Annotated in this window: 21 protein-coding genes and 2 pseudogenes; 17 read left to right on the top strand and 6 right to left on the bottom strand. The window is 70.2% G+C overall.

Translation table 11 applies throughout. From position 1 onward, the window contains the following. The first annotated feature begins 188 nt into the window (after positions 1 to 188). The 3 genes and pseudogenes from ACWD4U_RS33040 to ACWD4U_RS33030 form a co-directional block, all read left to right on the top strand. Positions 189 to 473, top strand: coding sequence for a hypothetical protein (locus ACWD4U_RS33040; RefSeq protein ID WP_363461328.1), 285 nt, complete (start codon positions 189 to 191; stop codon positions 471 to 473). A gap of 396 nt (positions 474 to 869) precedes the next feature. Then, a complete protein-coding gene (locus ACWD4U_RS33035) occupies positions 870 to 1,472 on the top strand; it encodes a sigma-70 family RNA polymerase sigma factor (RefSeq protein ID WP_449787388.1) in 603 nt (200 codons plus the stop codon). A gap of 82 nt (positions 1,473 to 1,554) precedes the next feature. Continuing rightward, positions 1,555 to 1,740 (top strand): annotated as a pseudogene (locus tag ACWD4U_RS33030) (hypothetical protein); the annotation flags it as partial. A gap of 86 nt (positions 1,741 to 1,826) precedes the next feature. Here the strand turns inward: ACWD4U_RS33030 and ACWD4U_RS33025 are convergent. Next, a complete protein-coding gene (locus ACWD4U_RS33025; protein WP_363461320.1) occupies positions 1,827 to 3,515 on the bottom strand; it encodes an MFS transporter in 1,689 nt (562 codons plus the stop codon). 137 nt (positions 3,516 to 3,652) lie between these two features. On the opposite strand from ACWD4U_RS33025, the gene ACWD4U_RS33020 reads away from it, so the two are divergent. Beyond that, entirely contained in the window at positions 3,653 to 4,231 is a 579-nt protein-coding gene (locus ACWD4U_RS33020) for a TetR/AcrR family transcriptional regulator (RefSeq protein WP_363461318.1), read from the top strand. Positions 4,232 to 4,318: 87 nt separating this feature from the next. Here ACWD4U_RS33020 and ACWD4U_RS33015 read toward each other — a convergent pair whose 3' ends face one another. Continuing rightward, positions 4,319 to 5,272, bottom strand: coding sequence for an ABC transporter substrate-binding protein (locus tag ACWD4U_RS33015; RefSeq protein ID WP_363461316.1), 954 nt, complete (start codon positions 5,270 to 5,272; stop codon positions 4,319 to 4,321). A gap of 392 nt (positions 5,273 to 5,664) precedes the next feature. On the opposite strand from ACWD4U_RS33015, the pseudogene ACWD4U_RS33010 reads away from it, so the two are divergent. The 7 genes and pseudogenes from ACWD4U_RS33010 to ACWD4U_RS32980 all read left to right on the top strand — a co-directional run. Beyond that, a pseudogene (locus ACWD4U_RS33010) lies at positions 5,665 to 5,901 on the top strand (DUF4383 domain-containing protein); the annotation flags it as partial. A gap of 948 nt (positions 5,902 to 6,849) precedes the next feature. Then, a complete protein-coding gene (locus ACWD4U_RS33005) occupies positions 6,850 to 7,764 on the top strand; it encodes an ABC transporter substrate-binding protein (RefSeq protein WP_363461314.1) in 915 nt (304 codons plus the stop codon). Position 7,765: 1 nt separating this feature from the next. Next, positions 7,766 to 8,728: an amino acid ABC transporter permease gene (locus ACWD4U_RS33000; protein ID WP_449787387.1), complete on the top strand. Its 963-nt coding sequence runs from the start codon at positions 7,766 to 7,768 to the stop codon at positions 8,726 to 8,728. A 4-nt stretch (positions 8,729 to 8,732) separates the two neighbouring features. After that, positions 8,733 to 9,497, top strand: coding sequence for an amino acid ABC transporter ATP-binding protein (locus ACWD4U_RS32995; RefSeq protein WP_363461312.1), 765 nt, complete (start codon positions 8,733 to 8,735; stop codon positions 9,495 to 9,497). Continuing rightward, entirely contained in the window at positions 9,494 to 10,705 is a 1,212-nt protein-coding gene (locus tag ACWD4U_RS32990) for a M20/M25/M40 family metallo-hydrolase (RefSeq protein WP_363461310.1), read from the top strand. The genes ACWD4U_RS32995 and ACWD4U_RS32990 overlap by 4 nt, the downstream gene beginning before the upstream one ends. A 163-nt stretch (positions 10,706 to 10,868) precedes the next feature. Continuing rightward, positions 10,869 to 12,164 (top strand): cyanophycinase, encoded by a 1,296-nt coding sequence (locus ACWD4U_RS32985; protein WP_363461308.1) that lies wholly within the window; start codon positions 10,869 to 10,871, stop codon positions 12,162 to 12,164. Between the two features lie 131 nt (positions 12,165 to 12,295). Next, a complete protein-coding gene (locus tag ACWD4U_RS32980) occupies positions 12,296 to 13,186 on the top strand; it encodes a MurR/RpiR family transcriptional regulator (RefSeq protein ID WP_363461306.1) in 891 nt (296 codons plus the stop codon). A gap of 103 nt (positions 13,187 to 13,289) precedes the next feature. Here ACWD4U_RS32980 and ACWD4U_RS32975 read toward each other — a convergent pair whose 3' ends face one another. Continuing rightward, positions 13,290 to 13,559: a hypothetical protein gene (locus ACWD4U_RS32975; RefSeq protein ID WP_363461304.1), complete on the bottom strand. Its 270-nt coding sequence runs from the start codon at positions 13,557 to 13,559 to the stop codon at positions 13,290 to 13,292. Between the two features lie 715 nt (positions 13,560 to 14,274). Between ACWD4U_RS32975 and ACWD4U_RS32970 the strand changes: the two genes are divergently transcribed. The 4 genes from ACWD4U_RS32970 (at position 14,275) to ACWD4U_RS32955 (ending at position 19,196) form a co-directional block, all read left to right on the top strand. Then, positions 14,275 to 14,502 (top strand): hypothetical protein, encoded by a 228-nt coding sequence (locus ACWD4U_RS32970; protein ID WP_363461302.1) that lies wholly within the window; start codon positions 14,275 to 14,277, stop codon positions 14,500 to 14,502. Between the two features lie 748 nt (positions 14,503 to 15,250). Further along, complete coding sequence (locus ACWD4U_RS32965) at positions 15,251 to 16,918, top strand: DUF4331 domain-containing protein (protein ID WP_363461300.1); 1,668 nt, start codon at positions 15,251 to 15,253, stop codon at positions 16,916 to 16,918. Between the two features lie 266 nt (positions 16,919 to 17,184). Then, positions 17,185 to 17,835 carry a class F sortase gene (locus tag ACWD4U_RS32960; protein ID WP_363461298.1) on the top strand — a complete coding sequence of 217 codons (651 nt, stop codon included), beginning with the start codon at positions 17,185 to 17,187 and terminating at the stop codon, positions 17,833 to 17,835. Between the two features lie 32 nt (positions 17,836 to 17,867). Continuing rightward, positions 17,868 to 19,196, top strand: a complete 1,329-nt coding sequence (locus tag ACWD4U_RS32955; RefSeq protein ID WP_363461296.1) for a tetratricopeptide repeat protein — start codon at positions 17,868 to 17,870, stop codon at positions 19,194 to 19,196. 30 nt (positions 19,197 to 19,226) lie between these two features. Here ACWD4U_RS32955 and ACWD4U_RS32950 read toward each other — a convergent pair whose 3' ends face one another. Together ACWD4U_RS32950 and ACWD4U_RS32945 are read right to left on the bottom strand one after the other, a co-directional pair. Continuing rightward, positions 19,227 to 19,568, bottom strand: a complete 342-nt coding sequence (locus ACWD4U_RS32950) for a hypothetical protein (protein WP_363461294.1) — start codon at positions 19,566 to 19,568, stop codon at positions 19,227 to 19,229. Between the two features lie 26 nt (positions 19,569 to 19,594). Then, positions 19,595 to 21,373, bottom strand: a complete 1,779-nt coding sequence (locus ACWD4U_RS32945; protein ID WP_363461292.1) for a high frequency lysogenization protein HflD — start codon at positions 21,371 to 21,373, stop codon at positions 19,595 to 19,597. 401 nt (positions 21,374 to 21,774) lie between these two features. Between ACWD4U_RS32945 and ACWD4U_RS32940 the strand changes: the two genes are divergently transcribed. Further along, positions 21,775 to 22,905 carry a Nickel transporter NicT gene (locus ACWD4U_RS32940; RefSeq protein ID WP_363461290.1) on the top strand — a complete coding sequence of 377 codons (1,131 nt, stop codon included), beginning with the start codon at positions 21,775 to 21,777 and terminating at the stop codon, positions 22,903 to 22,905. Between the two features lie 562 nt (positions 22,906 to 23,467). Here ACWD4U_RS32940 and ACWD4U_RS32935 read toward each other — a convergent pair. Continuing rightward, positions 23,468 to 23,968 (bottom strand): hypothetical protein, encoded by a 501-nt coding sequence (locus tag ACWD4U_RS32935; RefSeq protein WP_363461288.1) that lies wholly within the window; start codon positions 23,966 to 23,968, stop codon positions 23,468 to 23,470. A gap of 111 nt (positions 23,969 to 24,079) precedes the next feature. Here ACWD4U_RS32935 and ACWD4U_RS32930 point away from each other — a divergent pair, with 111 nt between their 5' ends. Beyond that, on the top strand, positions 24,080 to 24,655 hold the full coding sequence (locus ACWD4U_RS32930; protein WP_363461322.1) for a DUF6193 family natural product biosynthesis protein: 576 nt from the start codon (positions 24,080 to 24,082) through the stop codon (positions 24,653 to 24,655). Positions 24,656 to 24,922: the final 267 nt, after the last annotated feature.

Genomic DNA, 24,922 nt, shown 5'->3' with positions numbered 1-24,922 from the left:
AGAAGATCTACCCCGACAACCCCGGCCTCGACGAACTCCCGTCTACTTCATGACCGTTGGCGCACGACCACTACACCACCCCACGGGACACGACCGAACTGTGCGAAAACGATGCAACCGCCGCACGGCAGTTGGGCCGTCCAGGCTGAGTACAGGGGGTCTCGACCAAGCACGGAGTGATTGCCATGATGATCGTTCGCAAGCTCCATGAAGCCGGCCTCACCAGCGAGCACGCCTACGCGGCCGCGCTGGGATCGGTTGGCCTGTCTCTCGCGAGTTGGATCGTGTCGATGAAGGCCGAGCAGGCCGGCGTCGAACGAGCCGACCGATGGGGCATCTTCGTCGGAGAATGGGCGCCCACCTTCTTCGGCCTGGGCCTCGCCCTCGCGCGCTACGAGAACCGGACCGCCCACGACGCAGGCGACCACCGCAGTGCCATGTTCGGCCGTCACGCCGGGGCCGAAGCCGGCTGACCGTCAACACGGACTGCGTGGTGAGCTCGATCCCGGGTTCGTCACGGGACCGGGCCCAGCGGACGGCGCTGGGCCCGGGTCCCGGGTCGGGTGCACGGGCGTCCCGGCCCGATCCGGGGAACGCGAATGTCTGCCATGACCTGCTCGAAGCGGCTGCAGCCGTCGGTGTCGCCGCCGGTCAGGAGGGCATTGGCCGGCTCTTTTTGCCGCCTGCGGCGTGCTCGGGACCGCAGGCCAGGCGAACGTGACGGGCCGTCATGATCGCGCGCCCGCGCAGCTTCTCGACGGTTGCTCTGCTGCCATGAGGTGGCTGAGCGCGGCCCCAGGCGCAGACGCATTTCGATGCGACACCGATGCAAGTCGAACGAGCATGCTGATGCGCGGCAGATTCGATGCATGACAGCGACACTGATCACCACGGCGCGAGTAGCGGTGCGCGAATCCGAGCCGGCGGACCGTGCTGATCTCCTGCGCACCCTGATGCATCGCGTGTCCGGTGGGGACCGCGGCGCATACGAAAGCCTCCACGAACAGCTTGCAGGGACGGTCTACGGTGTCTCGTTGCGGGTTTTGCGGAACCCCTCACATGCCGAGGAAGTCGCCCAGGAGACGCTCTTGGAGGTCTGGCGCTCGGCTCTCTCCTACCGGCCGGAGCGTGGATCCGTGACGACCTGGGTGTGCACGATCGCTCACCGTCGAGCCGTCGACCGCGTTCGTTCGGCCCGTGCCAGCAGCGATCGTGAGGAACGTGCGGTCCGCCAGGTACGAACGATCGTCGAGCCCGCCGAGGATGAGGTCGAGCGGTCCATGGAGGCGGCATCGATGCGCAGAGCCCTTGCAGGACTCAGTGAGGTCCAGCGGGAAGCGCTCGTGCTCGCCTACTACGGCGGCTACACCCAGACACAGGTCGCTGCTCTCCCCGGTGTACCTCTCGGCACGGTCAAGACGCGGAAGAGAGACGGCCTGCGGCGGTTGCGGGCAGTCTTCGACGGCGCATGAGAGGCGTGCTCGTGCGTGGAGGAGAACCCGGCGACGGAACCCTCAGAAGGACGGATCCCATGAGGCCGCGCTCGGAGCGACGATGCACCACCCGAGCCTCCGCAGTCCGATAACGGTGATGTCCCAGAACCTGCCAGGACCCACCAACCGGGTGGCCACGGAGTCATGCCCATGGGCACCGTCAGACCCGAATGCAGGGGCGTGGCTGCAGCGGCCAGAACCACTCGCCACGTTTCTGACCGCCCGCTGGGGACTTCACACACGCATGTTCGGTCGGACGGTGTCCCTCCCCGTCGAACATCCGCCATGGCCGCTTCGGGAGGCAAACGGTCCGGCATCCGGACGACTCGGTGTTCAGCGCAGCCGGTGTCGACGTGCACGGGCCCCCGGTGAGTGTCCTGTTCTCACCCGAAGTACCCGTCCGGTTCGGGCTCCTGCAGCCCGTGTCCCCACGACGGCTCCGCCACTGACGGCTGCCGGCGAGTCCGACGAAGCGGGGGCGGGGCACCGATTGCTCTTCGTCGCCCCGCGCTCGGCGCGGACCGTGATTCCCGGCAGGGCGAGCCATGCGGCAGCCGACCCCACGAGGCAGACGCCGGCCGCCACGAGGCATGCGAGGTGGAAGCCGTACATGAAGGATTCCTGGACCGCTGCCAACAGGTTCGGCTGCTGATCCGGGCTTGCGGACCCTGCGGTGTGCAACGCGTACGCAACGGAGTCCTGCCCGCCCGCAGCGGTCCGAGGAGGAAGCGAGCCGAACGCGGTCGACGCAAGCTTGCCGGCGTAGAGCGAAGTGAACACCGAGCCGATGACGGCAACGCCGAGTGTGCCGCCGGCCTCCCTGGTGGCGTCGTTGACTGCAGATCCGACGCCGGCTTTCGCCGGAGGGAGAACGCTGAGGATCGATTCGGTCGCGGGTGCTGTCGTGAGCCCGAGTCCGAGGCCGATCAGAACCATCTGCCCGACGATCTCCGGATAGTCCATGAACGTCGGCGACGTGGCGATCCACGCGAAGGAGGTTCCAAGCAGCACCAGGCCCGTGCTGACCACGTTCCGAGTACCCGACCGAGCCGCCAGTGCTACGCCCCCGACCGAGCCGACGGCGATGGTCAGGGCGACCGGAAGTATCCGAACGCCGGTGGAGAGCGTGCCGTAGCCGCGGATGAACTGGAAGTACTGGGTCACCAGGAAGATGAATCCGAAGAGGGCGAAGAACGCGACGGTGACCGAGCCGCTGGCTGCGGAGAAGGCCGGGGTCCGGAAGAGCGCCAGGTCGACCATGGGGTTGGCCCGCCTGCGCTCGACGCGCACGAACACGGCAGTGAGCAGTGCCGAGGCGCCGAAGCCAGCGATGCTGGCGGGAGCGCTCCACCCGCGGCTCGGAGCCTCGATCAGCGTGTAGACGAGCATTCCGATCGCGGCGGATGAGAAGACAAGCCCGGCCGGGTCGAGGCGGGCCGAAGCGGGAGCGTTCGACTCGGGTACCCACAGCCAGGTGGCGACCAGTGCAGCCAAGGCGACCGGCACGAGCGCAAGGAAAACCGACTGCCAGCTGAAGTGCGCCAACAGGACGCCTCCGACGACTGGCCCGACGGCTACGCCCAGCCCGGTGACGGCACCCCACACGCCCACCGCCTTCGCTCGGGAGCGCCGATCGGGAAAGGTGTTGGCGATGATCGAGAGCGTGGTCGGAAAGATTGTCGCCGCGCACGCACCCATGGCGAAACGGGCTCCGACAAGAGGACCGGACGAGGTCGCGGCACTGCCCAGGACGCTGGTGACGGCGAATCCGGTCAATCCGACCAGCAAGGTCGGGCGCCGTCCGAAGCGGTCACCAAGTGACCCGGCCGTGAGGACCAAAGTCGCGAAAGCGAGGTTGTAGCCGTCCACGATCCACTGCAAATCCCTTGTGGTGGAACCCAGTTCCCGGCTCAGATCGGGCAGCGCCACATTGACGATCGTGGTGTCGAGATTGATGGCGAAGGCGGCCAGGCACACGGTGGCCAGGATCAGGACGCGCCGGCGAGAGGTCAGGGAGGGCATGGGAAGCTCCATCCGCCGCGCATGTTGACAGCGGGAACATGCTCGTAATTGACACAATTGCACCGGGGATGGACACTGTCAACATATAGCAAGAAATGCGTGAGAAATTGTCAAATCAGACATATCATCACGGGGGCTTGCGCCGGGCCCTCATCGGCGCCGGTATGGCAGTGGCTCGCGAAGGCGGGCCCGAGGCTGTCGTCCTGCGTGCCGTCAGCCGCCAAGTCGGCGTCTCGCACAATGCCGCCTATCGGCACTTCAGGGACCGGGAGGATCTCCTCGCGGCCGTGTCCGCGGGCTGCATGAACCGCCTGGGCGAACTCATGATCAGACGGTCGGGAGCCGTCGACCTCACGGATCCTGTCGACGCTGCTTGGGCCCGGCTCAATGCCATCGGCCGCGCCTACGTCGACTTCGCCCTCACTGAGCACGGCTGGTTCCGTACGGCGTTCTCCGGTGCAGTCGCCCACGGCGCCGAGGGCGAAGTCGACACCACCGGAGAGGACCCGTACTCGCTCCTCGCGCAGTGCCTGGACGAGCTTGTCGAAGTCGGAGGCATGCCTCCGGCGCGGCGCGCCGGGGCGCAATATGCCGCATGGTCCGCGGTACACGGCCTGGCGGCCCTGATGGTCGACGGCCCGCTGCGGATCCTGCCGGCCGATGAACGCGAGGTCGCCATCGCTGCCGTGCTCAACACCGTGGCCCGGGGGTTGTGAACCCGCAACGGGCGTCGGTGGCAAGGCGGCCGCCGTGCCCGGTCCCCACCTCAAGCAGAACCGGACGCGGCGGCGGGTTCCTCGGGATCAGTCAAGGGCCCCGTTGAGCGTTGCCTTCGGGATCGCGATGTCGGGAACGTGGTACGCGGCCAGGATCTTGGCGTACGAGCCGTCGTCCATCAGGGACTGCAGTGACGCCTGGATCGACTCCTTGAGGCCCGGGAGGGACTTGGCGACGCCGATTCCGATGGGGGATGCACTGGTGGGGCCCACCGCGTCCTTCCCGACGACGGTCTCGAAAGTGGTCCCGCCGTCCGCGGTATCCGCCACATAGGCGGCGGTGACCTCGTCGAGGAAGTCGGCGGAGACCTTCCCGGAGCGCAACGCGAGCTGCGCCTCGGAGTCCTTCGGGAAGGCGAGGACCGTGATCGGTGGCTTTCCCTGCTGCCTGCACAGCTCCTGACGCTGGTCGAGGATCTTCTGGTGGTTCGTGCCGGTCTGCACCGAGACGCTCTTGCCGCACACGTCCGTGACCAGCCTGATGTTGTCGGGGTTGCCCTTCTTGACGAGCCAGCCGGGTCCGGCGTTGACGTAGTCGACGAAGTCGACGGCCTGCTCGCGCTCCTTCTTGTCCGTCATGGCGGACATGACGGCGTCGAACTTCCCCGCCTGCACGGCGGGGATGAGGCCGTCGAACTTCTGGCCGGTGAACTCGAACCGGGTGCCCAGGCGGGCGGCGATGGCTTGGCCCAGGTCGTAGTCGATTCCGGTCATCTCCTTGCTTCCCTCGGAGACGTACATCTCGAAGGGCGGGTACGGAAGGTCGGTCGCGACCTGGACCTTCCCCGCTTTCTTGATCGCGTCGGGCAGTCGCTCGGCGAGCTTGGGGTCCGCCGAGATCGTCACGCCCCTGACGGCGACGGCCGGCGCGGAGGGGGCCGAGTCGCCGGACCTGTCCGCCGCGGACGATCCGCAGGCGGAGAGTGTGAGTGCACAGGAGGAGCAGAGCGCGATGCAGGTGATCGCCCTGACTGCGGTCATGCGGAGGGGGGTCATCGTTGGGCCCTTCGGTCATGCGCGCGGAGGAGTGGGGTCTGAAGCCGACGCGAACAGAAGTTACATCTGGCGCATGTAGTGAGTGAATGTATCGCAAGTTACATTCTCGCAACGGCGGCCGACCTCATGGATGTTGCGGTCATGACATCAGCGCGGCGTTGCAGAAGTTACAAAACCTCTGATGGCTGCTGCATTTGAAACGTGCAGTGGGCTGCGCGCTACTCGCAGCAGACCTTGGAACACCGTGAACCGTCGCCCCGCACTGCCCCCGCACAGCGCAGCCTTCTCGACCTCCGACTGTTGGTCGCCGACGGTGGACGAGGAGGCGCCACGCCTCCACCAGCGAACGGAGAGCGGCAACGGACTTCCGCGACGAGTTGCCTGTCGACCTCCGGCCCGCCCAGGTCTACCGGATCGGCGCCGGCCTGTGCGGTGTCGTCCTGCTGGTGTTCGGCTGCCTCGGCCTCACCGATGGGCTCGCCTTCTTCAGCACCACCGGTGAGCGGGTAGCCGGACTGTCGAGCAACGGCCTGCTGAGCCTGATCTCCATCGTGACGGCCGCGGTCCTGATCATCGGTGCGGTCATCGGTGGCAACGCCGCCTCAATGATCAGTGGGCAGCAGCCATTGTGGACGGCCTCCTCGGTGGCGCTGCGCTTCTGCGTCCTGACCCCATGGACAACCGAACACCCTTCGCGGTGACCGGCAGTCGAACCGCCGCCCCTTCCACCCCGCCGGCGCGACAAGATTCTGTTGCTCGCCCTCGAGACGATCGCGGACGAGCCGATGCTCGCTCGACTCGAGGCTGCCATGGGACGCCCGCCGATCCCTGACGAGCGACGTCATTGAGCAGCGGGTGTCGAGCGCCGGTGTCCGCGATTCCTCGCCCACGCCGTGGTGCGGCTGGTTCTCTGCTGCACCACCTGGCACGGGTGGGCGCCGGGGAGGAGGAGACGGCGCTCCAGCGGCTGCAGGCGGTCCCGCTGCCGGTGGGGTAGGCAGGCTCGGGGGAACTGGCAGCCCACGTCGTCGGGTTGTAGCTGTCCCTGCCGGTCGCGGGCGTGGCGGCCTGGGCCGCCGACGCGGGGGACACGAGCGGGGTTGCCGGGGCGATAGCGGCAACGGCGGACCCGGTGGCGCGGACCCCGGCCGCGGGCCCTGCGGACATGGTCATGCGTGCTCCTGTGGGGGAGGCCGCAACCGCTGCCGGCAGTGGTTGCGGCAAGGAGAGGGAGGCGTCCGCTCGGAGAGGGGCCGGCGGGACGGTGCGTGGAACCAGAGGCAGGTCGCGCAGCAACGGAACATTCAGTTCTGTTCGATGTGGTGATGGATGTAACGAGTGAGAGGGGTGAAAGCTTGACCGCCTGATCGACCATCAGGGACTTGGTCTGCCGCGTCCAGTGTTACCTATTTGTAACTCTCATTACATATGGATATGGGAGCGGTTTAGATGTAACGTCCAGGCTTGCGGCGCAGCCCCCATGCGCGTCGCTCAGGTCCCCGAAAGGTTGCTCCGTGAACTCCTCTGCCTCTCGCAGATCGGCCGTGCTTGCCGCTCTCGCCGTGACCGGCGCCCTCACCCTGACCGGCTGTGGGAGCGGCGGGTCGTCCACCCGGGCGGCCACCGGTGCCGCCCCCTCCCCGGTCACCGTCGCAGCCCTGGCCATCAGCGCCGACGCAGGTCTCCACGGAGCGCTCCCCGATGTCATCAAGAAGGCGGGGAGAGTCCGGGTCGCCACCGACATCCCCTACCCGCCGTTCGAGATGTACGTGGCGGAGGGAAAGAGCGAGATGACCGGCCTCGACTACGACCTCGGTCAGGCGCTGGGTGCGAAGCTCGGTGTCACGTTCGAGTTCCAGGCCCAGAAGTTCGACGGCATCGTCCCGGCCATCCAGGCGGGCAAGTACGACGCCGCCATCAGCGCCATCACCGACGACAAGGAGCGCGAGAAGGTCGTCGACTTCGTCGACTACTCCGCCTCCGGCACCGGGATCATGGTCGCCAAGGGCAACCCCGACAAGATCGTCACCCTCGATGACCTGTGCGGCAGGAAGGCCGCCGTACAGACCGGCACCAACCAGCAGAAGCTGCTGGACAAGCACCAGGCCGCCTGCACCAGCGCGGGCAAGGCGCCGATCGAAGTCCAGGCGTTTCCGAAGGACTCCGACGCCCAACTCGCACTGCGCTCGGGCAAGGTCTCCGCCGACATCCTCACCAAGCCGGCTGCCGGATGGGCCGCCAAGACCGCGGACGGCGGTGCCACCTTCGAGGTCGTCGACGACCCGGCGGCGCAGGGCGGTTACAACGCCTCGCCGAACGGCATCGCCATCGCCAAGTCCCTGCCGCAGCTCACGGACGCCATCCAGAAGGCGCTCCAGTCGCTCATCGACGACGGATCGCTGACCAAGATCTACGACAAGTACGGTGTCGCCTCCATCGCGGTCAAGTCGGCGACCAAGAACAGCGCGGTGGACTGACGTGACTGCCACCGCACACCGATCGCCGAGCACCCCGACGGCAGCCGACACCGGCAGCGACGATCTCATCGCCGTGCCCGTGCGTCACTGGGGGCGCTGGATCGCCGCCGTCGTGGCACTCCTCTCCCTCATCGGCCTCGTGGGATCGCTCGCCAAGAACCCCAACCTGCACTGGGACGTCGTCGGTCACTACCTGTTCGCCGATCTCATCTTCGACGGACTCGTCACGACCCTGTGGCTCACCGTGGCAGCCATGGCGGTCGGTCTCGCCCTCGGCACTCTCGTCGCGATCATGCGCCTGTCGACGAACCCGGTGCTCCACGGCCTCTCGACGCTGTTCGTCTGGCTGTTCCGCGGGACTCCGCTGCTTGTCCAGATCATTTTCTGGGCGTACGCCGCGGCGCTCTACAAGCACCTGATGATCGGCATCCCGTTCACCACGATCACCTTCGTGGAGTTCGACACCAACCAGCTGCTCACCCCGTCGATCGCGGCGCTGCTCGCCCTCGGACTCAACGAGGCCGCCTATGCCTCGGAGATCGTCCGCGCGGGAATCCAGTCCGTCGACCCCGGCCAGGCCGAGGCCGCCCACTCCCTCGGAATGAAGCCCGCACTCGCCATGCGCCGGATCGTCCTGCCGCAGGCGATGAAGGTCATCATCCCGCCGATGGGCAACGAGACCATCAACATGCTCAAGACCACGGCCTACGTCTCCGTGATCGCCGCCCACGACCTCATGTCCAACATCCAGGACGTGTACGCCCAGAACTACCAGGTCATCCCGATGCTCGTCGTCGCGGCCCTGTGGTACCTCGCTCTCACCACCGTCCTCAGCGTCCCCCAGGCGTGGCTGGAGCGCCGTTACGGACGCGGTACGAGCCGCTCCGCCCACGTCTCCCCGCTGCGCCGCATGTTCGTCGGCGTCGCCGACTTCCTCCCGTCGAACCGCAACCGGAAGGGCTGATCCGATGGCCCGGCCCATGGTGCACGCCCAGGGCGTGCGCAAACACTACGGAAAACTCGATGTCCTCAAGGGCATCGACCTCACCGTCGAGCGCGGACAGGTGTGCTGCCTGCTCGGCCCTTCCGGCTCCGGCAAGTCCACCTTCCTGCGCTGCATCAACCACCTCGAAAAGGTGGACGGGGGCCGTCTCTCGGTCGACGGCGAACTCGTCGGCTACCGGCAGCGGGGCGACCGCCTGCACGAGATGCGAGAGTCGGAGGTCGCGGAACGGCGCCGAGAGATCGGCATGGTGTTCCAGCGGTTCAACCTCTTCCCGCACCTCACCGCGCTCGAGAACATCATGGAGGCACCGGTCCGGGTCGCAAAGGTGAACTCCTCCACGGCCAAGGCCGAAGCGCAGATGCTCCTGGCCCGAGTCGGCCTCGGCGATCGCGCCGACCACTACCCGGCTCAGCTGTCCGGAGGGCAGCAGCAACGCGTCGCCATCGCCCGCGCGCTCGCAATGAAGCCCAAGCTGATGCTCTTCGACGAGCCCACCTCCGCGCTCGACCCCGAGCTGGTCGGCGACGTCCTCGACGTGATGCGCGACCTCGCGGCGGACGGCATGACCATGGTGGTCGTCACCCACGAGATCGGCTTCGCCCGCGAGGTCGGCGACACCGCGGTGTTCATGGACGAGGGCGTCGTCGTCGAGGCAGGCGACCCGCGCAAGGTCCTGGTCGATCCCGAGCAGGAACGCACCAAGGCGTTCCTCTCCAAGGTCCTGTGAGCGCCCCCGCCGAACAGGCGCACCACACCGCCGCCGTCGAGCTGGCGGCCGCTGCCGAGGAGGCGCTCCCGCGCTACCTCGATGACCTCGCCGAACTCGTCGCCATCGACTCCGGCTCCTACAACGCCCCCGGCGTTAACCTGGTGGCGGACTGGTTCGAGCGCCGTCTGCTCTCAATCGGCTTCACCACCGAGCGCACCACCCCGGCCGACGTGGACGGGCGACGCTTCGGAGACGTGCTCGTCGCCAGACTCGCAGGTTCTCTGCCAGCCGAGGACGGGGGAGCGCGGATCGTCCTCGTCGGGCACATGGACACGGTCTTCGAAAACGGCGCCGCCGCCGCCCGCCCGTTCCACACCACGGGCGGCAGGGCCTACGGCCCCGGCGTCAGCGACGACAAGGGCGGGCTCCTCGCGGGCGTCACCGCTGCAGAGCTTCTCGTGCGCCACGGGCGTACGGCCTTCGCCGAACTCGTCGTCCTCGCCACCCCCGACGAGGAGATCGGTTCACCGGCGAGTCGCCCCGTCACCGAGCACACGGCCGCGGGCGCGGACTACGCGCTCGGCCTGGAGTGCGCACGCGAAAACGGTGACCTGGTCATCGAACGCAAGGGGGTCGCGGACCTCCTGGTGACCGTCACCGGGCGAGCCGCCCACGCCGGCATCGAGCCGGAGCGCGGCGCCAACGCCGCCCTTGCCGCCGCCCACCTGGTCGTCGCCCTGCAAGCGCTCAACGGTCGTCGGCCGGGCGTCACCCTGAACGTCGGGGTGGTACGGGCGGGCACGCGTACCAACATCGTGTGCCCCGAGGCGGAGCTCCAGGTCGAGGTCCGTGCGAGTACCACCGCCGGTCTGGACGCCGCGATCGGAGAGATCCGTGCCCTCGCCGGCCGGACGGTCGTCGAGGGCACTGCCGCCCGCGTCGACCAACTGGACTTCTGCCCGCCGATGGAGCACACGCAGGCGGCCGCGGCCGTCCTCGCCGCAGCCCGCCGCACCGCCGCCGACCTGGGGATGCAGGTCCACGGTGCCTCAACCGGCGGCGTGGGCGACGCCAACTTCACCTCGGGCCTCGGCATCCCCACCCTCGACGGCCTCGGCCCTGTCGGCGGGGCCGACCACACCCCCGAGGAATGGCTCGACACCGCCGGCGCACCCAGCCGGATCGCGCTCCTGGCGATGCTGATCGAGCGCCTCGGACGCCGCTGATCACACGGCGGCACGAGCGGGCTTGCCAGGAGCCCCATGATCGACCCGCGCAGGTGCCTGCACCCACACCCTGCGCGGGTCACCCCATCGTCGGCGTGCGCCGCCCCGGACGCACACACGACGACGCACGGTTCCAGTCCAACGACCCATGGAGATTCTCCGGATGAACCGATACCTCCGCACCAGATGCGGGCGGACCGCACTCGCCCTCGCTGCCGCTCTGACCGTCCTCGCCTCGACTGCCCAGGCTGCCTCCGCCCGGCCGGCCGAGGCCGGAGGCACCCTGATCCTCGTCGGCGGCGGCCTGAAGGACGGCAACAGCGAGATCTACGGCGAGATCGTCGAGAAGGCAGGCGGTGCCGGCAAGGCGCGGATCGGCGTCCTGACCGCCGCCTCCCTCCCCGAGAGCCGGGACCCCAACGCCTCGGACCCGACCACCTGCTCCAACTCCCACTGCAACGGGCTCTACTACGCGGACCTCTTCAAGCACTACGGCGCGGCCGACGCACAGTGGGTGCCGATCGACGTCGAGCACATCGACGCCGCCGACTCCGACGCCGTGGTGGCCCAGGTCGAGTCGATGACGGGCTTCTTCTTCGGAGGCGGCGACCAGTACCGCTACATCACCAGCCTCCTTCACGGCGACGCCCACACCGACTCCAGGGTCGTGGCCGCGATCCGCCGCAAGCTCGCCGAGGGCGCCGTCGTGGCAGGCTCCAGCGCCGGCGCCCAGATCGCCTCCGGCCCCGACATGGTCAGCGGCGGCGACAGCTACCAGGCCCTGCGCGACGGCAGCGCCCCCGGTTACTTCGAAGACCCGACCCGGCTCGGCTACATCCCGCAGGGCGGCTTCGGTACCTTCGACGCGGGGCTGCTCGACACCCACACCGGAACCTACGGCCGCGAAGGACGGGCGATCCGCCTGGCCGCCGACACGGGTCACCGCCGGGTGTTCGCCCTCGACGAGAACACCGCGATCGAGGTCGAGCACGCAGGCAGGTACGGCGAGACGATGCGCGTGATCGGAACCCACGGCGTCTCCGTGTTCGACCTCCGCTCCGCCCGGACCGGCACCGCCGGGGGGCGATGGACGATCGACGGAGTCCGCTACAGCTACCTCACCGACGGCGACCGCTACGACGTCCGCACGTGGCACGTCCAGGCGGCCGAAGGCAAGCACCCTTTCACCCGGCTCGCCGACACGTCCGTGCCCGCCAACCACGACGCGTTCTACTCCGCCGACGATCCGGACGGCGTTCCCTACTCCTTCTCGGGAACCGCCCGCGCCCTGAACGCGACCAGCGCCCAGCGCACTGCCAGCGCCACCACCTTCGAGACGGGTCCCACCTTCGAGACCGTGTTCCGCAAGCGTGGCGACACGCACGCCTGGACCGTCGACGGTACGACCGCGGCGTCCTTCACCGACCTGGAGATCGGCATCCACCCGGCCGCCGACTGATCCCACGACCCGCAACCCAGCGGCCAACCCGCTCAGTGATCTCCGCAGCCTGGCATTTCGCTAGGCTGCGGAGACACGTTCAAGAGAGCGCCACCGACGATCCACCCGAAGACCGGGAAGGGGACCTGCCCATGCCCACCGTCACGCTCGCCGAGGACATCCGCCAACGCCTCGGCGACTGCAGCCCCGCCGAGCGCAAGGTCGGCAGGATTCTGCTCGCAGGATGGCCGGCAGCAGGATTCGAGACCATCGCCACCCTCGCCGAGCGTGCCGACGTCAGCGCTCCCACGGTCATCAGGTTCGTCAACCGCCTCGGCTACCGCGGCTTCCCCGACTTCCAGGCAGCGCTCCGCGCGGAGCTCGACGAACGCCACGCGTCGCCCGTGACCCTCTACAGCAGCGGGAACTACGGCAACGCTGCACAGGACACGGCCTCCGCACGGGGAGGAGCCGCGAGCCTGCTGACCCACGGCCGCGAGGTCTTCACCGCTGCGCTCGATCGGACCCTGGCCGAGGTCACGCCGCACGACCTCGACCGAGCCGTGCAACTCCTCGCCGATCCCAAACGACGGATCACCGTGGCCGGCGGCCGCTTCACGAACCTGTTCGCGCAGTACCTGGGTCTGCACCTGATGCAGGTCCGCGACAACGTGCGGTTCCTTCCCGACCGGGCGGTCGAGCGCACCGCGCTGTTCGCCTCACTCGCGCGTCGCGACGTACTCGTCGTCTTCGACTACCGCCGCTACGAAGACGACAAGGTCACCGCTGCGGAGCTGGTCAAGGACGCCGGAGGACGCGTCATCCTGTTCACCGACACCTGGCTCTCGCCGGTGAGCACGCACGCCGAAGTCGTCTTCTCCAGCCAGGTCGGTGCCCCCTCGCCCTACGACAGCCTGGTCCCGACGCTCGCGGTGGTCGAAACCGTGGTCGCAGGACTGATATCGGCGCTCGGCGACCTGGCGCACGAGCACATGCGCCACAGCGAAGAAGTCGCCACCCGCGCAGGCCTCACCCGACAGTGAGGAAGGAATCGGCCATGTGTCCGACCGGCCGCCGACAGAGTCGATGCAGGACCGTGCGGCCCGCCGACCGATTCCGGCGGACCGCACGGCACGTGGCGCAGGGTCAGCAGACGGCCGTCCCGGAGGAGAGGCTCGCGTCCGGGTTGCCGTTGACCACGCTGCGGGTGTAGGAGCCGCACGCAGGCCGGTTGGCGACGTCGTGGGTGCTGCCCGGGGTCAGGTGCCAGATCCTGTCGTTCGAGAAGGTCAGCGGCTTGCCGGCTACGGCCTGCTCCGACTGGTGATCGCCGAGCACCACATAGGCGTCCTGGCCGGACAGGGGCGCCGCCCCGTTCCTGTCGATGAAGAGCGAGCCGCCCTCCTCGACGCCCACCCCCCACGCCTTGCCGGACGAGGTCAGGCGAGTCGTTGAGGGTGTCGCCGTAGTTCGGCCAGCCGAACATGCCCGTGGTGAAGGTGACACTTCGGTCGTACGGGTTGGCCAGGGCGGTCGCGGAATCGGTGCTCGCGGTGCGGGCGTCGTAGACGACGGAGCTGTTGATGTGATGACCGGCGCTGCCGCCGCCGACACCTCCGCCCTTGGCCACGACCGATGGGCGTAGTTGCACTGGTTGCCGCGAAGCAGATGAACTCCGAGAGGCCCGCACGTCGGTGTTCACCTGGGCGCTCGAGGCGTCCTGAGCCGTCGTCAGGACGTCGGTGGTGCAGGAGTTGACGTCCGGAGGCCAATGATCACATCACGCTCTGGCGTCGGGCTGCCGGACGCCGAGGATGCCGCCAGCACCGTGACACCGATGCTCCCGCTGCCACCTCTGACGTCGCTCGCGTTTCCCCGACGGAGCGCGTGACCCTGGCTGCGGATACATGGCGACACTCGCAACAGATGTACCTCTTGGTTCAGATGTGGCGGTGACCCGTCCGGCCCCGGTGGCCACGGTCGCGAACGGGAGGCGGAAGGGTATTCGACGCGCAATCGTTGCGAGCAGTGGCGGCGGCAGCCGGTTGTCGATAATTGAGCTCCAGTCACGGTCCGGCGAGTTCGCCCTCCATGAATTCCGAGCTTCGGCCGTTGCAACGAGGAGGTCGTCATGGCCGCCAACTCTCCCGACAATTCTCCCAGCCATGAGGTGCCGAGCCGGCAGATGCCGACAGAAACTCCCGAGTGCGAATCATCCACCACCCACGGAATCTCGATTCCCGAGCCTGTGGAACTGCACAACGCCTGGCCTAGCTGGATCCCCTTGCTGGCTATCGGTCTGGTCGTCGTTAGTTTCACGGGATTCGCCGTCGCGAGAATCTTCGGCTGGGGTGCATGAGCCAAGGGAATGACAAGGTCAAGACCGGAAGGGCCGGCTCCCGAGGTCCGATGACAACGCATTCAGCGCCAGTGCATCACGGCATGCAGTTGATCACTTACCCAGCACTTTCTGAGCCGGGGATACGAACAGAGCGCCTCGCGGCGCACAAGGCGCGCTCGATCGCCCATCGCTCGGGCGGGACCTGGAAGCCGCATCGGCCGGGGTCCGTGCGGACGATGTCCAGCTCGCGGCCGAGGATCTGCGCGGTCCAGGCGACCAGCGGCGGCCGGCGAGGCCCTGGTCGGCCAGAACTCCTGGATCCGCGCCGGGGTGCCGGAGCGGCGGGGCGGGCGGTTGCCGGTCGGCGGCGAGCTGCGTGAGCTGGGCGATGATTCGGGCGGGCTCCCGAACCAGGGTCAGCACCAGGGCGTGGTGCTGCGGGCGGGTCAAGTGGGCGGGTGCTTCCAGTACAAGGGCATCGACGCGATCCGTCAGCAGCAGCGGGGAGGGTGGCGCGGTCGGTGCGGCGCCCGGTTGGTGCGGTCGGGTGGAAGGCCGATCTGACGGCGTAACAGGTAGGGCGGACGGGGCGGGGGCGTGTTGGCCTTATTTCGGGCTTACACCTGTGTCCGGCTGACGGGCACTCAGGTCTGCTCCGAGGCGGCGGTCCACCGGAACCGGCGTTCGTAGGAGGTCGTCTGCCGTGCCGCCAGCCGCGCGGTCGGGTGGCACCGTGTTCCGGACCCTCTTCGCGAAAGTGCAGACCATGCAGCGTCCGCTGGCCTTGAAGTTGTCGTCCCTCGCCCGCCGTTCCGAGAAGCCCGTGGCGGGCCTCGGCGTGCTGGCCCTCGCCGCCGCCGGCGCCCTCGCGGGCCTGGCCCCCGGCGTCGGCCACGCCTCCAGCCACCGGGAGGCCCCGCTGATCGCGGGCGACCCGCGGGCCGACAACACGGACGTGTACGCGTTCGTCAGTCCGGACAAGCCGGACACGGTGACCCTGGTGGCCAACTGGATCCCGTTCGAGGAGCCGAACGGCGGACCGAACTTCTACCCGTTCGCCGACGACGCCCGCTACACCATCAAGATCGACAGCGACGGCGACGGCAAGCCCGACACCACCTACACCTGGACGTTCACCAACCACTACCGCGACGACGCGAACCAGTTCCTGTACAACACCGGCGTCGTGAAGTCGGTCGACGACGCGACGCTGAACTTCCGTCAGACCTACACGCTGACCGTGACCTGCCCCGACGGGTCCACGAAGACGCTGCTGAAGGACGCTCCGGTCGCGCCGTCGAACGTCGGCAAGGCGTCGATGCCCGACTACGGATCGCTGCGCAAGCAGGCCGTCGTCGACCTGCCGGGCGGCGGGCAGAGCTTCGCCGGCCAGGCCGACGACCCGTTCTTCCTCGATCTGCGGGTCTTCGACCTGCTCTACGGCGGGAACCTGAAGGAGTCCGGCCACGACACCCTGACCGGCTACAACGTCAACACCATCGCCCTGCAGGTGCCGAAGAAGGACCTCGCGCTGAAGGGCGACGCCGAGCGCAACCCCGTGATCGGCGTGTGGTCGACCACCGAGCGCAAGGGCGCGGTCGTCGCCGACAAGGGCGGCGAGGGCAAGCCCTCAGACAAGGGCGGGGAAGGCAAGCCGGGCGCGGACAAGGGCGGCGAGGGCAAGCCGGACGCCGGATGGCGGCAGGTGTCGCGGCTAGGCAACCCGCTCGTCAACGAGGTCGTCGTGCCGCTCAAGTACAAGGACGCGTTCAACGCCCTCACCCCGGACAAGGACCACACCGTCACCCCCGTGGTCGAGGAGGTGAAGGACCCGATCGTGCCCAAGCTCGTCCAGAGCATCTATGGCATCCCGGCGCCCGCCGCGCCGCGCAACGACCTGGTGGAGATCTTCCTGACCGGCCTGTGCAAGGCGTGCGGTCCCGTCCAGGCCGACCTGAACTCGCAGCTCCTGAACAAGGACGTGAAGAAGGACGGCTTCGTCCCGTCCGAGGAGCTGCGCCTGAACATGGGCGTCGCCCCCACCGACGCCCCGAACCGGCTCGGCGTCCTGGCCGGCGACCTCGCGGGCTTCCCCAACGGGCGCCGTCTGGCCGACGACGTCGTCGACATCACCCTGCAGGCCGCCGAGGGCGCGGCCCAGACCGGGACCCTGGTGCCCGCGCTGGCCGCCGGCGACGGCGTCAACGCCAACGACCACGCCTTCGGCCACCACTTCCCGTATGTGGCGCTGCCCAACACCGCCGCGGTCAACCAGGCCGTGTCCGACAACCCGGGCGGCTCCGTCGAAGCCGGCTTCGGCGGCCTCGCCCTCGGCGGCTCGCCGATCGCCGGAGCGGCCGCGATGACCGGCGGCGTGCTGCTGTCGGCGGCCGGTGCGATGGCGCTGCGCCGCCGCCGCTCGGCCCGCGCGTGAACCCGTTCGAACGGGCCGGCCGGTCGCTCCTCGTGAGCGGCCGGCCGGCCGCGGCCCGCGCCCGCCGGGTCCTCGACCTCACGGCGGGTGCCACATCCCGGCTCGGTGCCGTCCTCGCCCAGGAATGGGCCCGGGCCGGGGCTGCCGTGGGCCGGGTACGCGCGAGGTTTCCGTTGGCGGGCACCGGGCCGGGCCCGGTGCCCGGGGCGGGCCGGCCGGCGCCGGGCACCGCGGTGCTCCGGTCGGCCCGCGCCGGGCACCGGCGCATGCCCGGGGCGGCCGCCCTGGCCGCGGGCCTCACCCTGACCGGATTCGGTGTGGCGGCCGTCGCCGACCGGGCCGCGGTCCCGGCCGCCACGCCGAGCGTCGCCGATGTCGGCGACCTGCCCACCACCGTCCACGGTCCGGCACCGGCCGGCCCGGGCACCACCGCCCTCGAGAGCTCCCGGGCCCCGGCCGCCCCACCGGTGCGGCTGCGCATCCCCCGCATCGGCGTCGACACCGCCCTCAGCGACCTCATGGTGCAGGACGACGGGCACCTCGCCGCCCCCGCGGCTCCGGACACCGCCGGCTGGTGGAGCCAGGGGCCCGTACCGGGCAGCCCCGGCACCGCCGTCATCGTCGGCCACCTCGACTCCCGCACCGGCCCCGCCGTGTTCGCGGGCCTCGGCGCGCTGCGCCCCGGTGACGAGATCGACGTACGGGCGGTCGACGGGACCAGCACCACCTTCACCGTCCAGGCCCTCCGCAGCTACGAAAAGCAGGACTTCCCCGCCGAGCAGGTCTTCGGCGACACGGCGGAACCGAGCCTCCGCCTGATCACCTGCGGCGGCGACTACGACCGTACGGCGCACGCCTACCGCGCCAACCTGGTGGTCTTCGCCGCCCCTGCCCCTACTCCCACCCGGGCCGGTTGAACCACCGGCCACCCACTCGCTCTGGAGCCTCCGTGAACCGACGCCGCCTGCTGTCCGCCGCCGTGGCCACCACCCTCGGCGTGGGCCTGTTCCTCGCCGGCGGCCTCGGCTTCACCCCGCGGGACGGCGGCGGGTCGGCGGCCCAGGACGGGTCGACCGTCGAGAACGCCGCCGGCACGGCCGGCACCGGCCTGGCCGCCGACATCCGCGGCCTCCAGGAGCACCTGAAGGCGACGCCCGGCGACGCCCTCGCGATGGCGTCGCTCGGCCTGGCCTACGTGCAGCAGGCCCGGATCACCGCCGACCCGTCCTCCTACCCGAAGGCGCAGGAGGTCCTCGACCGGTCGCTGGCCGCCGACCCGCAGGAGAACTTCACCGCGATGGCCGGCCTGGCCGCCCTCGCCGACGCCCGCCACGACTTCACCACCGCCCTCGACTGGTCCCGGAAGGCCATCGCGGTCAACCCCGACAACTCCACCCTGTACGGGACCCTCGCCGACGCCTGCACCCAACTCGGCCGCTACTCCGAAGCGTTCGACGCCGTCCAGCGCATGGTCGACCTCAAGCCCGGCACCCCCTCCCTCGCCCGCGTCTCCTACACCTGGGAGCTGCGCGGCGACACCGCCGCGGCCACGTCCAACATGCAGCGGGCCCTCGACGACGCCAACACCGCCGCCGACCGCGCCTTCGCGCTCTACCACCTCAGCCTGCTCGCTCTCGACACCGGCGACCCGAAGACCGCCCTCGCCCGTGCCGAGAGCGGCATGCGCACCGCGCCCGGCACCGCCTCGCTGCTGGAGGCGAAGGGCCGGGCCGAGGCCGCGCTCGGCGAAAGCGCCGCCGCCGTCACCGACCTGCAGCGCGCGACCGCGCAGGTCCCGCAACCCGAGTACGTCCTCGAACTCGGTGAACTCCTCCAATCCCTGGGCCGCACCGACGAGGCGCAGCAGCAGTACCTGGTGCTGCGCGGAGAGCAGAAGCTGCTCACCGACAACGGCGTCGCCCTCGACGCCGACGCCGCCCTGTTCGAGGCCGACCACGGCGACCCGCACACCGCCGTCACCCTCGCCGAACAGGGCCTGCGCACCCGCCCGTTCCTGGACACCCACGACGCCTACGCCTGGGCCCTGCACGCGGCCGGCCGCGACACCGAAGCCCTGGAACAGTCCGACCAGGCGCTCGCCCTCGGTACCCGCAACGCCCTCTTCCACTACCACCGCGGCATGATCCTGCGCACGCTCGGCCGCAGCACCGAGGCCCGCACCGAACTCGGGACGGCGCTCGCGACCAACCCCGCCTTCCACCCCCTGCACGCCCCCGCGGCCCGCACCGCCCTCGCGGAGCTCGCCACCGGGCACTGACCCCCGGCAGCCGGGCAGGGCGGGCGCGGGCTACCTCGGCGGCGGGGCCACGTGCCCCGCGTCGCCGCCCAGGTCGGTGTACAGCCGCATCCAGTGCAGGTCGGCGTCGGCCGGCGGTCTACCGTCGCAGTAGGCCTTGGTGCCGTTGGCGGTATAGAAGCGCATCATCTCCAGCACCGCCGTCGGATCGGACTGCTGCCCGCCGGTGTAGCGGCTTCCCGGCTGCTGCGCCTGGTGCTGGAGGCAGGTCGGCGACGGCGTTCCGGGCTGGGCGTCGAAACTCCCGTCCGCCTTCGGTCCGCCGCACCCCGTGAGCAGCGCGGCGGTGACGGTGGCGAGGAACAGGACTGGGTGGGTACGGCCGATGGCCACGGTGGTCCTCCGGTCGGGGCGGGTGTTCACAGGGTCGCGGGTAGGCTGCGGATGACCAGGCCCAGCCCGACGGTCAGGATCAGCGCCGCGGTGAGCAGGGCGCTGTACGGGGCGATGCGGTGGATGCGCGCGGAGATCGGGCTGCGCACCGAGGCGAGCCGGTCGCCCACCCGGACCAGGAGCAGGCCGACGGCGGTGAGCGTGGCGGCCATGCCCACGCCGTACGCGACCACCAGGGCTGCACCGAACAGCGTCCGGCCGAGCGCGACCGCGCCGAGCAGCACCACCAGGGCGGACGGGCTGGGGACCAGGCCGCCGGCGATCCCGAGGCCGATCAGGTTGCGTCGGCCCGTCGGAGCCGGGTCGTGCTGGTGGTGGCCGCCGAACAGCCCGTGGCGGTGGCCGTGGTGACTGTGCGCCAGATCGCCGACGTGGCCGTGGACGTGCGGATGACCGTGGGCGTGGGAGCGACCGTGCCCGTGGTCGTTCGGGTGGTCGTGATCGTGATGGTCGTGATCGTCGTTGTGGTGCGGGTGATCGTGATCGTCGTTGTGGTGCGGGTGATCGTGATCGTCGTGGTGGTGCGGGTGGTCGTGGTCGGCGACGGCCGTGCGGGTGTGGCCGTGGTGCGCGCCGGGGCTGGTGCGGTCGCCGTCGGGCTCGGGGTGCGGATCGTGGTCGTGCGGGGTGCCGGCGCTGTGCGCTGCGGTGTGCGCGAGTTCCCTGGCCTCGGTGCTGTCGGGGCCGGGTTGGGGATGCGGGAGGCGGGTGTGTGAGCGGGCGTGGCGGGAGCGGTGGACGGCATCCCGCAGCAGGCCCGCTCCGACGAGGGCGACCAGCGCCCCGCTGACGACGCCGAGCCAGCCCAGCAGCACGTCGCCGGCCAGCGAGGAGAACGTGGTCAGGCACAGGCCGATGACGATGACCCCGGCGGTGTGGGTCACGGTGACGGTCGCGCCGACGGTCACCGCGTCGCGGGTGCGGCCGCGGCGGCCGGCCAGGTAGGCCGCCATCACGGTCTTGCCGTGGCCGGGGAGCAGGGCGTGCCCGGCGCCCAGCACGACCGACAGCAGTACCGCGAGCAGCCCGAGCGGGACGGTCAGGCGTTCCGTGGCCCCGAGGCGGGCGAGGCGGGCGTCAAGACCGCCGAGCCAGGCCGTCGGACCGGAGCCGGCCCGGACGGCCGCGGACCCGGTAGCGGCAGGCGCGCCGCCGGGGGTGGCCCGGAACCGGGCGTGGGTGACGCCGCTGGGACTCTCCAGCAGGTCGCGTGGGTAGGCGTGCAGTTCCTCGGAGACCGACGCCGCCGGGATGTCGGAGTCGGCGAGGGTCACGCCGTCGCCGCGCGCGGTGATCTCGTTCCAGCCGACCCGGCCCGCCTCGTTCCCGCTGGCCACCCGGATGGCGTTCCCGGCGGCGGGCAGGTGGAGGTCCGCGTGGAGCGCGCATTCGAGGCGGCTGGTGCGCAGACCGCCAGAGCCGTCCTCGTAGCGGAAGCGGGCCGAACCCGTGTGCCAGGCCAGCGGCGTCGTGTCCTGACCGGCCGTCACCTGCAGGCGCCGGGCGGCCTGCTCGCACTGGCCGGTGGCCCAGGCGGCGAGTTCTGCGTCGTCCACGGCGCCGTTGCCGTCGCGGTCGACCTGCGGTTGCTGCTGGAGCGTGGGGATCTCGGCGGCGTCCGTGACGGCGAGGGCGTCGATCCCGTCGGGCCGGACGGTCAGGCCGAGGTAGTGGTTGAGGGAGAAGTTGCCCAGCGGGTGGGCGTCGGCGGCGGGCGCGCCGACGAGCAGCAGGCACAGGCCCACTGACGCTACGGCACCTGCTCGGGCCGCTGGTCGGGCTGGCTTCACTCGGGCCTCCTGGAGCACGGACGGGTGGCCCGCCGACAGCGGTTCGGCCCTGCCGGGGAGCGGGACAGGCCGACGAGGCCCGCGTCAACGATGAGCGCCCCGCCGCACCTCGGGGTGCCGGCACCGTCCGACCTGCCGGTACGTCACCCGGTCGGGGCAACGCGCCCCGACGCCGAACGCGCCGAAGGCCGAAAGGTCTGCTGGCCGGAAGGGCTGCTGGTCGGCGCGAGCACCGGACGCGCGCGCACGCGCGCCTCGGCGCGCCCCGTGACAGCGGCCCTTGTTGCGGTGATAGTGCACGTACGAGAGGGATGCGGATGCGGCCTCTCGACCTTTGGCCTGAAAGGGGCACGCCCATGGCCTCCTCAGCCCCCGCCGCTGTCGCCCGGCCCCGCACGACGATCCCGATCACCCATCAGGAATGGCGGCGGCTGGGCGGGATGGCCGCGTTCATCGCCGCCCTGCACCTCGTCGGCTGGATCACCCTCCTCGTCGTCGTCGCCCCCGAGCACCACACCGTCGGCACGACGACCTTCGGCGCGGGCATCGGCGTCACCGCCTACACCCTCGGCATGCGCCACGCCTTCGACGCCGACCACATCGCCGCGATCGACAACACCACCCGCAAACTGATGGACCAGCAGCGCCGCCCGCTGTCCGTGGGCTTCTGGTTCTCGCTCGGGCACTCCTCGATCGTCTTCGCCCTCGCCGTCCTGCTCGCCCTCGGCGTCAGGACGCTCGCCGGACCGCTCCAGGACGACGGATCGGGCCTGCACCGGGCCACCGCCCTGATCGGCACCGCCGTCTCCGGGTCGTTCCTGTACCTGATCGCCGCCGTCAACGTCGTCGTCCTGGTCGGCGTCTGGAAGCTCTTCCGCCGCATGCGCGGCGGCGACGTCGACGACGCCCGACTCGAAGAGCACCTCGCCAAGCGCGGTCTGATGGCCCGTCTGCTGGGGCGGGTGACCCGGTCGATCAGCAAACCGTGGCAGATGTACCCGCTGGGCATGCTCTTCGGCCTCGGCTTCGACACGGCCACCGAGATCGCCCTGCTCGTCCTCGCCGGATCCGGCGCCGCCTCCGGGCTGCCCTGGTACGCGATCCTCTGCCTGCCGGTCCTGTTCGCGGCCGGCATGTGCCTGCTGGACACCATCGACGGCTCGTTCATGAACTTCGCCTACGGCTGGGCGTTCAGCCAGCCCGTGCGCAAGGTCTACTACAACCTGACCGTCACCGCCCTGTCCGTCGCCGTCGCCCTCGTGATCGGCACCGCCGAGCTGCTCGGCCTGCTCGCCGACCGGCTCGATCTGCACGGCCCGTTCTGGGACTGGATTTCCGGGCTCGACCTGAACACCGTCGGCTTCGCCGTCGTCGGCCTGTTCGTCCTCACCTGGGCCGTCGCCCTCGCCGTGTGGAGACTGGCCCGCATCGAACGCCGCTGGAGCACCGGCCCCGAACAGCCCCCGATCGCCCCCGGAGAGGCCTGACGGGGTTCGCGACTGCGCGAAGCCTCCCGCGACGCCGGCAACGGCGTTGCGGCGACGCGACCACCGGCTGCCTGTGCGCACCACCAGCCGCCCGAGCGAAACCACCTGCCGTCCGTGCGCGGCCTCCTGCCGTCCGCCTGACGTGACGCCGAACCCCCCGGGGTGAAACCGGCGGGTCCCGGCAAGCCGGAGAGCAGACCGCGCCGAACCGCACGTACGCAGCGCCTGCGCGCAGTGCTGGTCCCGGACAAGGGAGTTCTCGGATGGTGTCAGTCGTCAGTCCGTGTGCTGTCCCGCCGGAGCAGTGCGCCCCCCTGCTCCGCCGATCGGTGGCGGAGGCCACGGGGTGGACCGGGAACGGCGCCGTCCTCGCGCTCGGCGAGGGCGCGACCGGGTCGCGCAGGGCGTCGTGGAGATCGGCGCGCCGCTGATTTCGTTCGACACCGCACCGGGCCGTCCCGTGTACGGCGGCCCCGCGCCGACCCGCGGGGCGGGCGACCCGCTGCTGCCGACCCGCTGCTGCTGCCGACCCTCGGCCTGCCCTCCCTGTCGCTCGCCCTGGTCAGCGGAGTTCGGTGACGGACAGTTCGATCACTGGGCTGCCGCTCTGCTCGGCGTCGACAGTGAGGCGGACTGTGTCGCCGGAGCGCTCCGCGACCGGTGACACGGGGTCGTGGCCGAACCAGAGCACGCTGTCCTTGTCGACGAGGTGGTGCCAGGCGCGCCAGTCCTCCAGGCCGTCGCAGCAGCCTGGCAGGAACGTGATCCCGGTGGAGTCGTCGGTGACCCGCAGGCCACCGGCTGCGAAGAGGGTGTCGAAGGTCAACGGCCCGTGGAGGAACGAACCGAATGGATCGGCAGGCCGGGGCGGGCGGTCGTTGGTGGGGTCATCCTCGGGGTCGATGTCGTTGCAACTGGCGGTGCGCGTCACGGCCGTCCCGACCTCGGCGGGCGAGAGCCCGCCGCTGAGGGGCAGGAAGGCGGCTGGCCCGTCCTCGGCGACGGGCCAGAGGTCGAAGCCGGCAGGGACGCGGTTCTCCAGGACGGGCTGCATCATGATCACCCGACGAAGTGTGCCGCCTCAGCGCCCTGTGGCGCCTTCCGATTGCAGCGGACCGCCTTGCATCTGGCGAGCGCCGAGTCCCTCCCAGCCGGCGGTGTCGGCGACTTCGAGGTGCGGGGCGCCGGGCCAGGGGGGGTGACGAGCGCGCAGCGGTGGCGGCGGAGTCTCACGGCGAGCCGCTGGGCGAGGGGGGCGGGATGCCGCCGGCACGGCTGCCCGCGACGATCACGTCGAACGAATGGCTGGCAAGACGGAACTCCGCTCCGGGAACTGCAGGCGTCCCGGCCGGGACTCCCACTGACACCGGCCGCCAGAGGACATGAGGAAGGACACGCAGTCGAAGCAACCTGGCAGGCCATGCTCCAACGTGCTCCGCACATTCGCCTGGGCGACCCAGACGTGACCGAAGCCGCCTACGCCGAGCCGCGCTTGCGCGCACTGTTCCCCTTCCCCAGCCACGGCACACTGGCGTTCCTCCGGGCGACCCGCGTTCCCTGGCCGCCCAACGACCTGCCTTTCATCGCCACCAGCGACCCCGGCTACACCGTCTACGCCTTCGGCTACGAGCTGATCGGCAAGACGGAGACACCGCAGGAGGCCGCCGCACTCGTCGTCGCACACCTACCCGAGAACTGCGGGCCTGCCTACGAAGGGCGATGGCCCGGAGCGATCGAAGCCGCTCAGTGACAACAAGCATGCCTCTGTGACACCTGACGCTTCGGCGCAGCCCGCCGCCGAGACCTCCATGAGCCCTGGTTCCAACCTGCGTGGCCAGGTTCCACCTATCGTGTCCCGGCTCAGGGACACGCATCTCAAGGGCGGCAGGTGGGCCAACTGTGACGCTCCGGGTTACGTCCAGGGAAGTGGTGTACGGGTTCCACCCGTTCCGGGGGTTTCGTCCCGGTAGCGGGTGTCGCCTGAAACGTAAGACGGCCACCGGTTGATCCTTCGAGA

It is taken from the genome of Kitasatospora sp. NPDC002522 (assembly GCF_053595195.1).
This window is presented reverse-complemented; position numbering and strand designations above follow the sequence as displayed.

Excerpts from the sequence above, each read along its gene's own strand:
- ACWD4U_RS33015 (WP_363461316.1), bottom strand. The coding sequence starts at position 5,272 with ATGACCGCAGTCAGGGCGATCACCTGCATCGCGCTCTGCTCCTCCTGT.
- ACWD4U_RS32980 (WP_363461306.1), top strand. The coding sequence starts at position 12,296 with ATGCCCACCGTCACGCTCGCCGAGGACATCCGCCAACGCCTCGGCGAC.
- ACWD4U_RS33025 (WP_363461320.1), bottom strand. The coding sequence starts at position 3,515 with ATGCCCTCCCTGACCTCTCGCCGGCGCGTCCTGATCCTGGCCACCGTG.
- ACWD4U_RS32965 (WP_363461300.1), top strand. The coding sequence starts at position 15,251 with ATGCAGCGTCCGCTGGCCTTGAAGTTGTCGTCCCTCGCCCGCCGTTCC.
- ACWD4U_RS32970 (WP_363461302.1), top strand. The coding sequence starts at position 14,275 with ATGGCCGCCAACTCTCCCGACAATTCTCCCAGCCATGAGGTGCCGAGC.
- ACWD4U_RS32995 (WP_363461312.1), top strand. The coding sequence starts at position 8,733 with ATGGCCCGGCCCATGGTGCACGCCCAGGGCGTGCGCAAACACTACGGA.
- ACWD4U_RS33035 (WP_449787388.1), top strand. The coding sequence starts at position 870 with ATGACAGCGACACTGATCACCACGGCGCGAGTAGCGGTGCGCGAATCC.
- ACWD4U_RS32940 (WP_363461290.1), top strand. The coding sequence starts at position 21,775 with ATGGCCTCCTCAGCCCCCGCCGCTGTCGCCCGGCCCCGCACGACGATC.
- ACWD4U_RS33040 (WP_363461328.1), top strand. The coding sequence starts at position 189 with ATGATCGTTCGCAAGCTCCATGAAGCCGGCCTCACCAGCGAGCACGCC.
- ACWD4U_RS32960 (WP_363461298.1), top strand. The coding sequence starts at position 17,185 with ATGCCCGGGGCGGCCGCCCTGGCCGCGGGCCTCACCCTGACCGGATTC.
- ACWD4U_RS32985 (WP_363461308.1), top strand. The coding sequence starts at position 10,869 with ATGAACCGATACCTCCGCACCAGATGCGGGCGGACCGCACTCGCCCTC.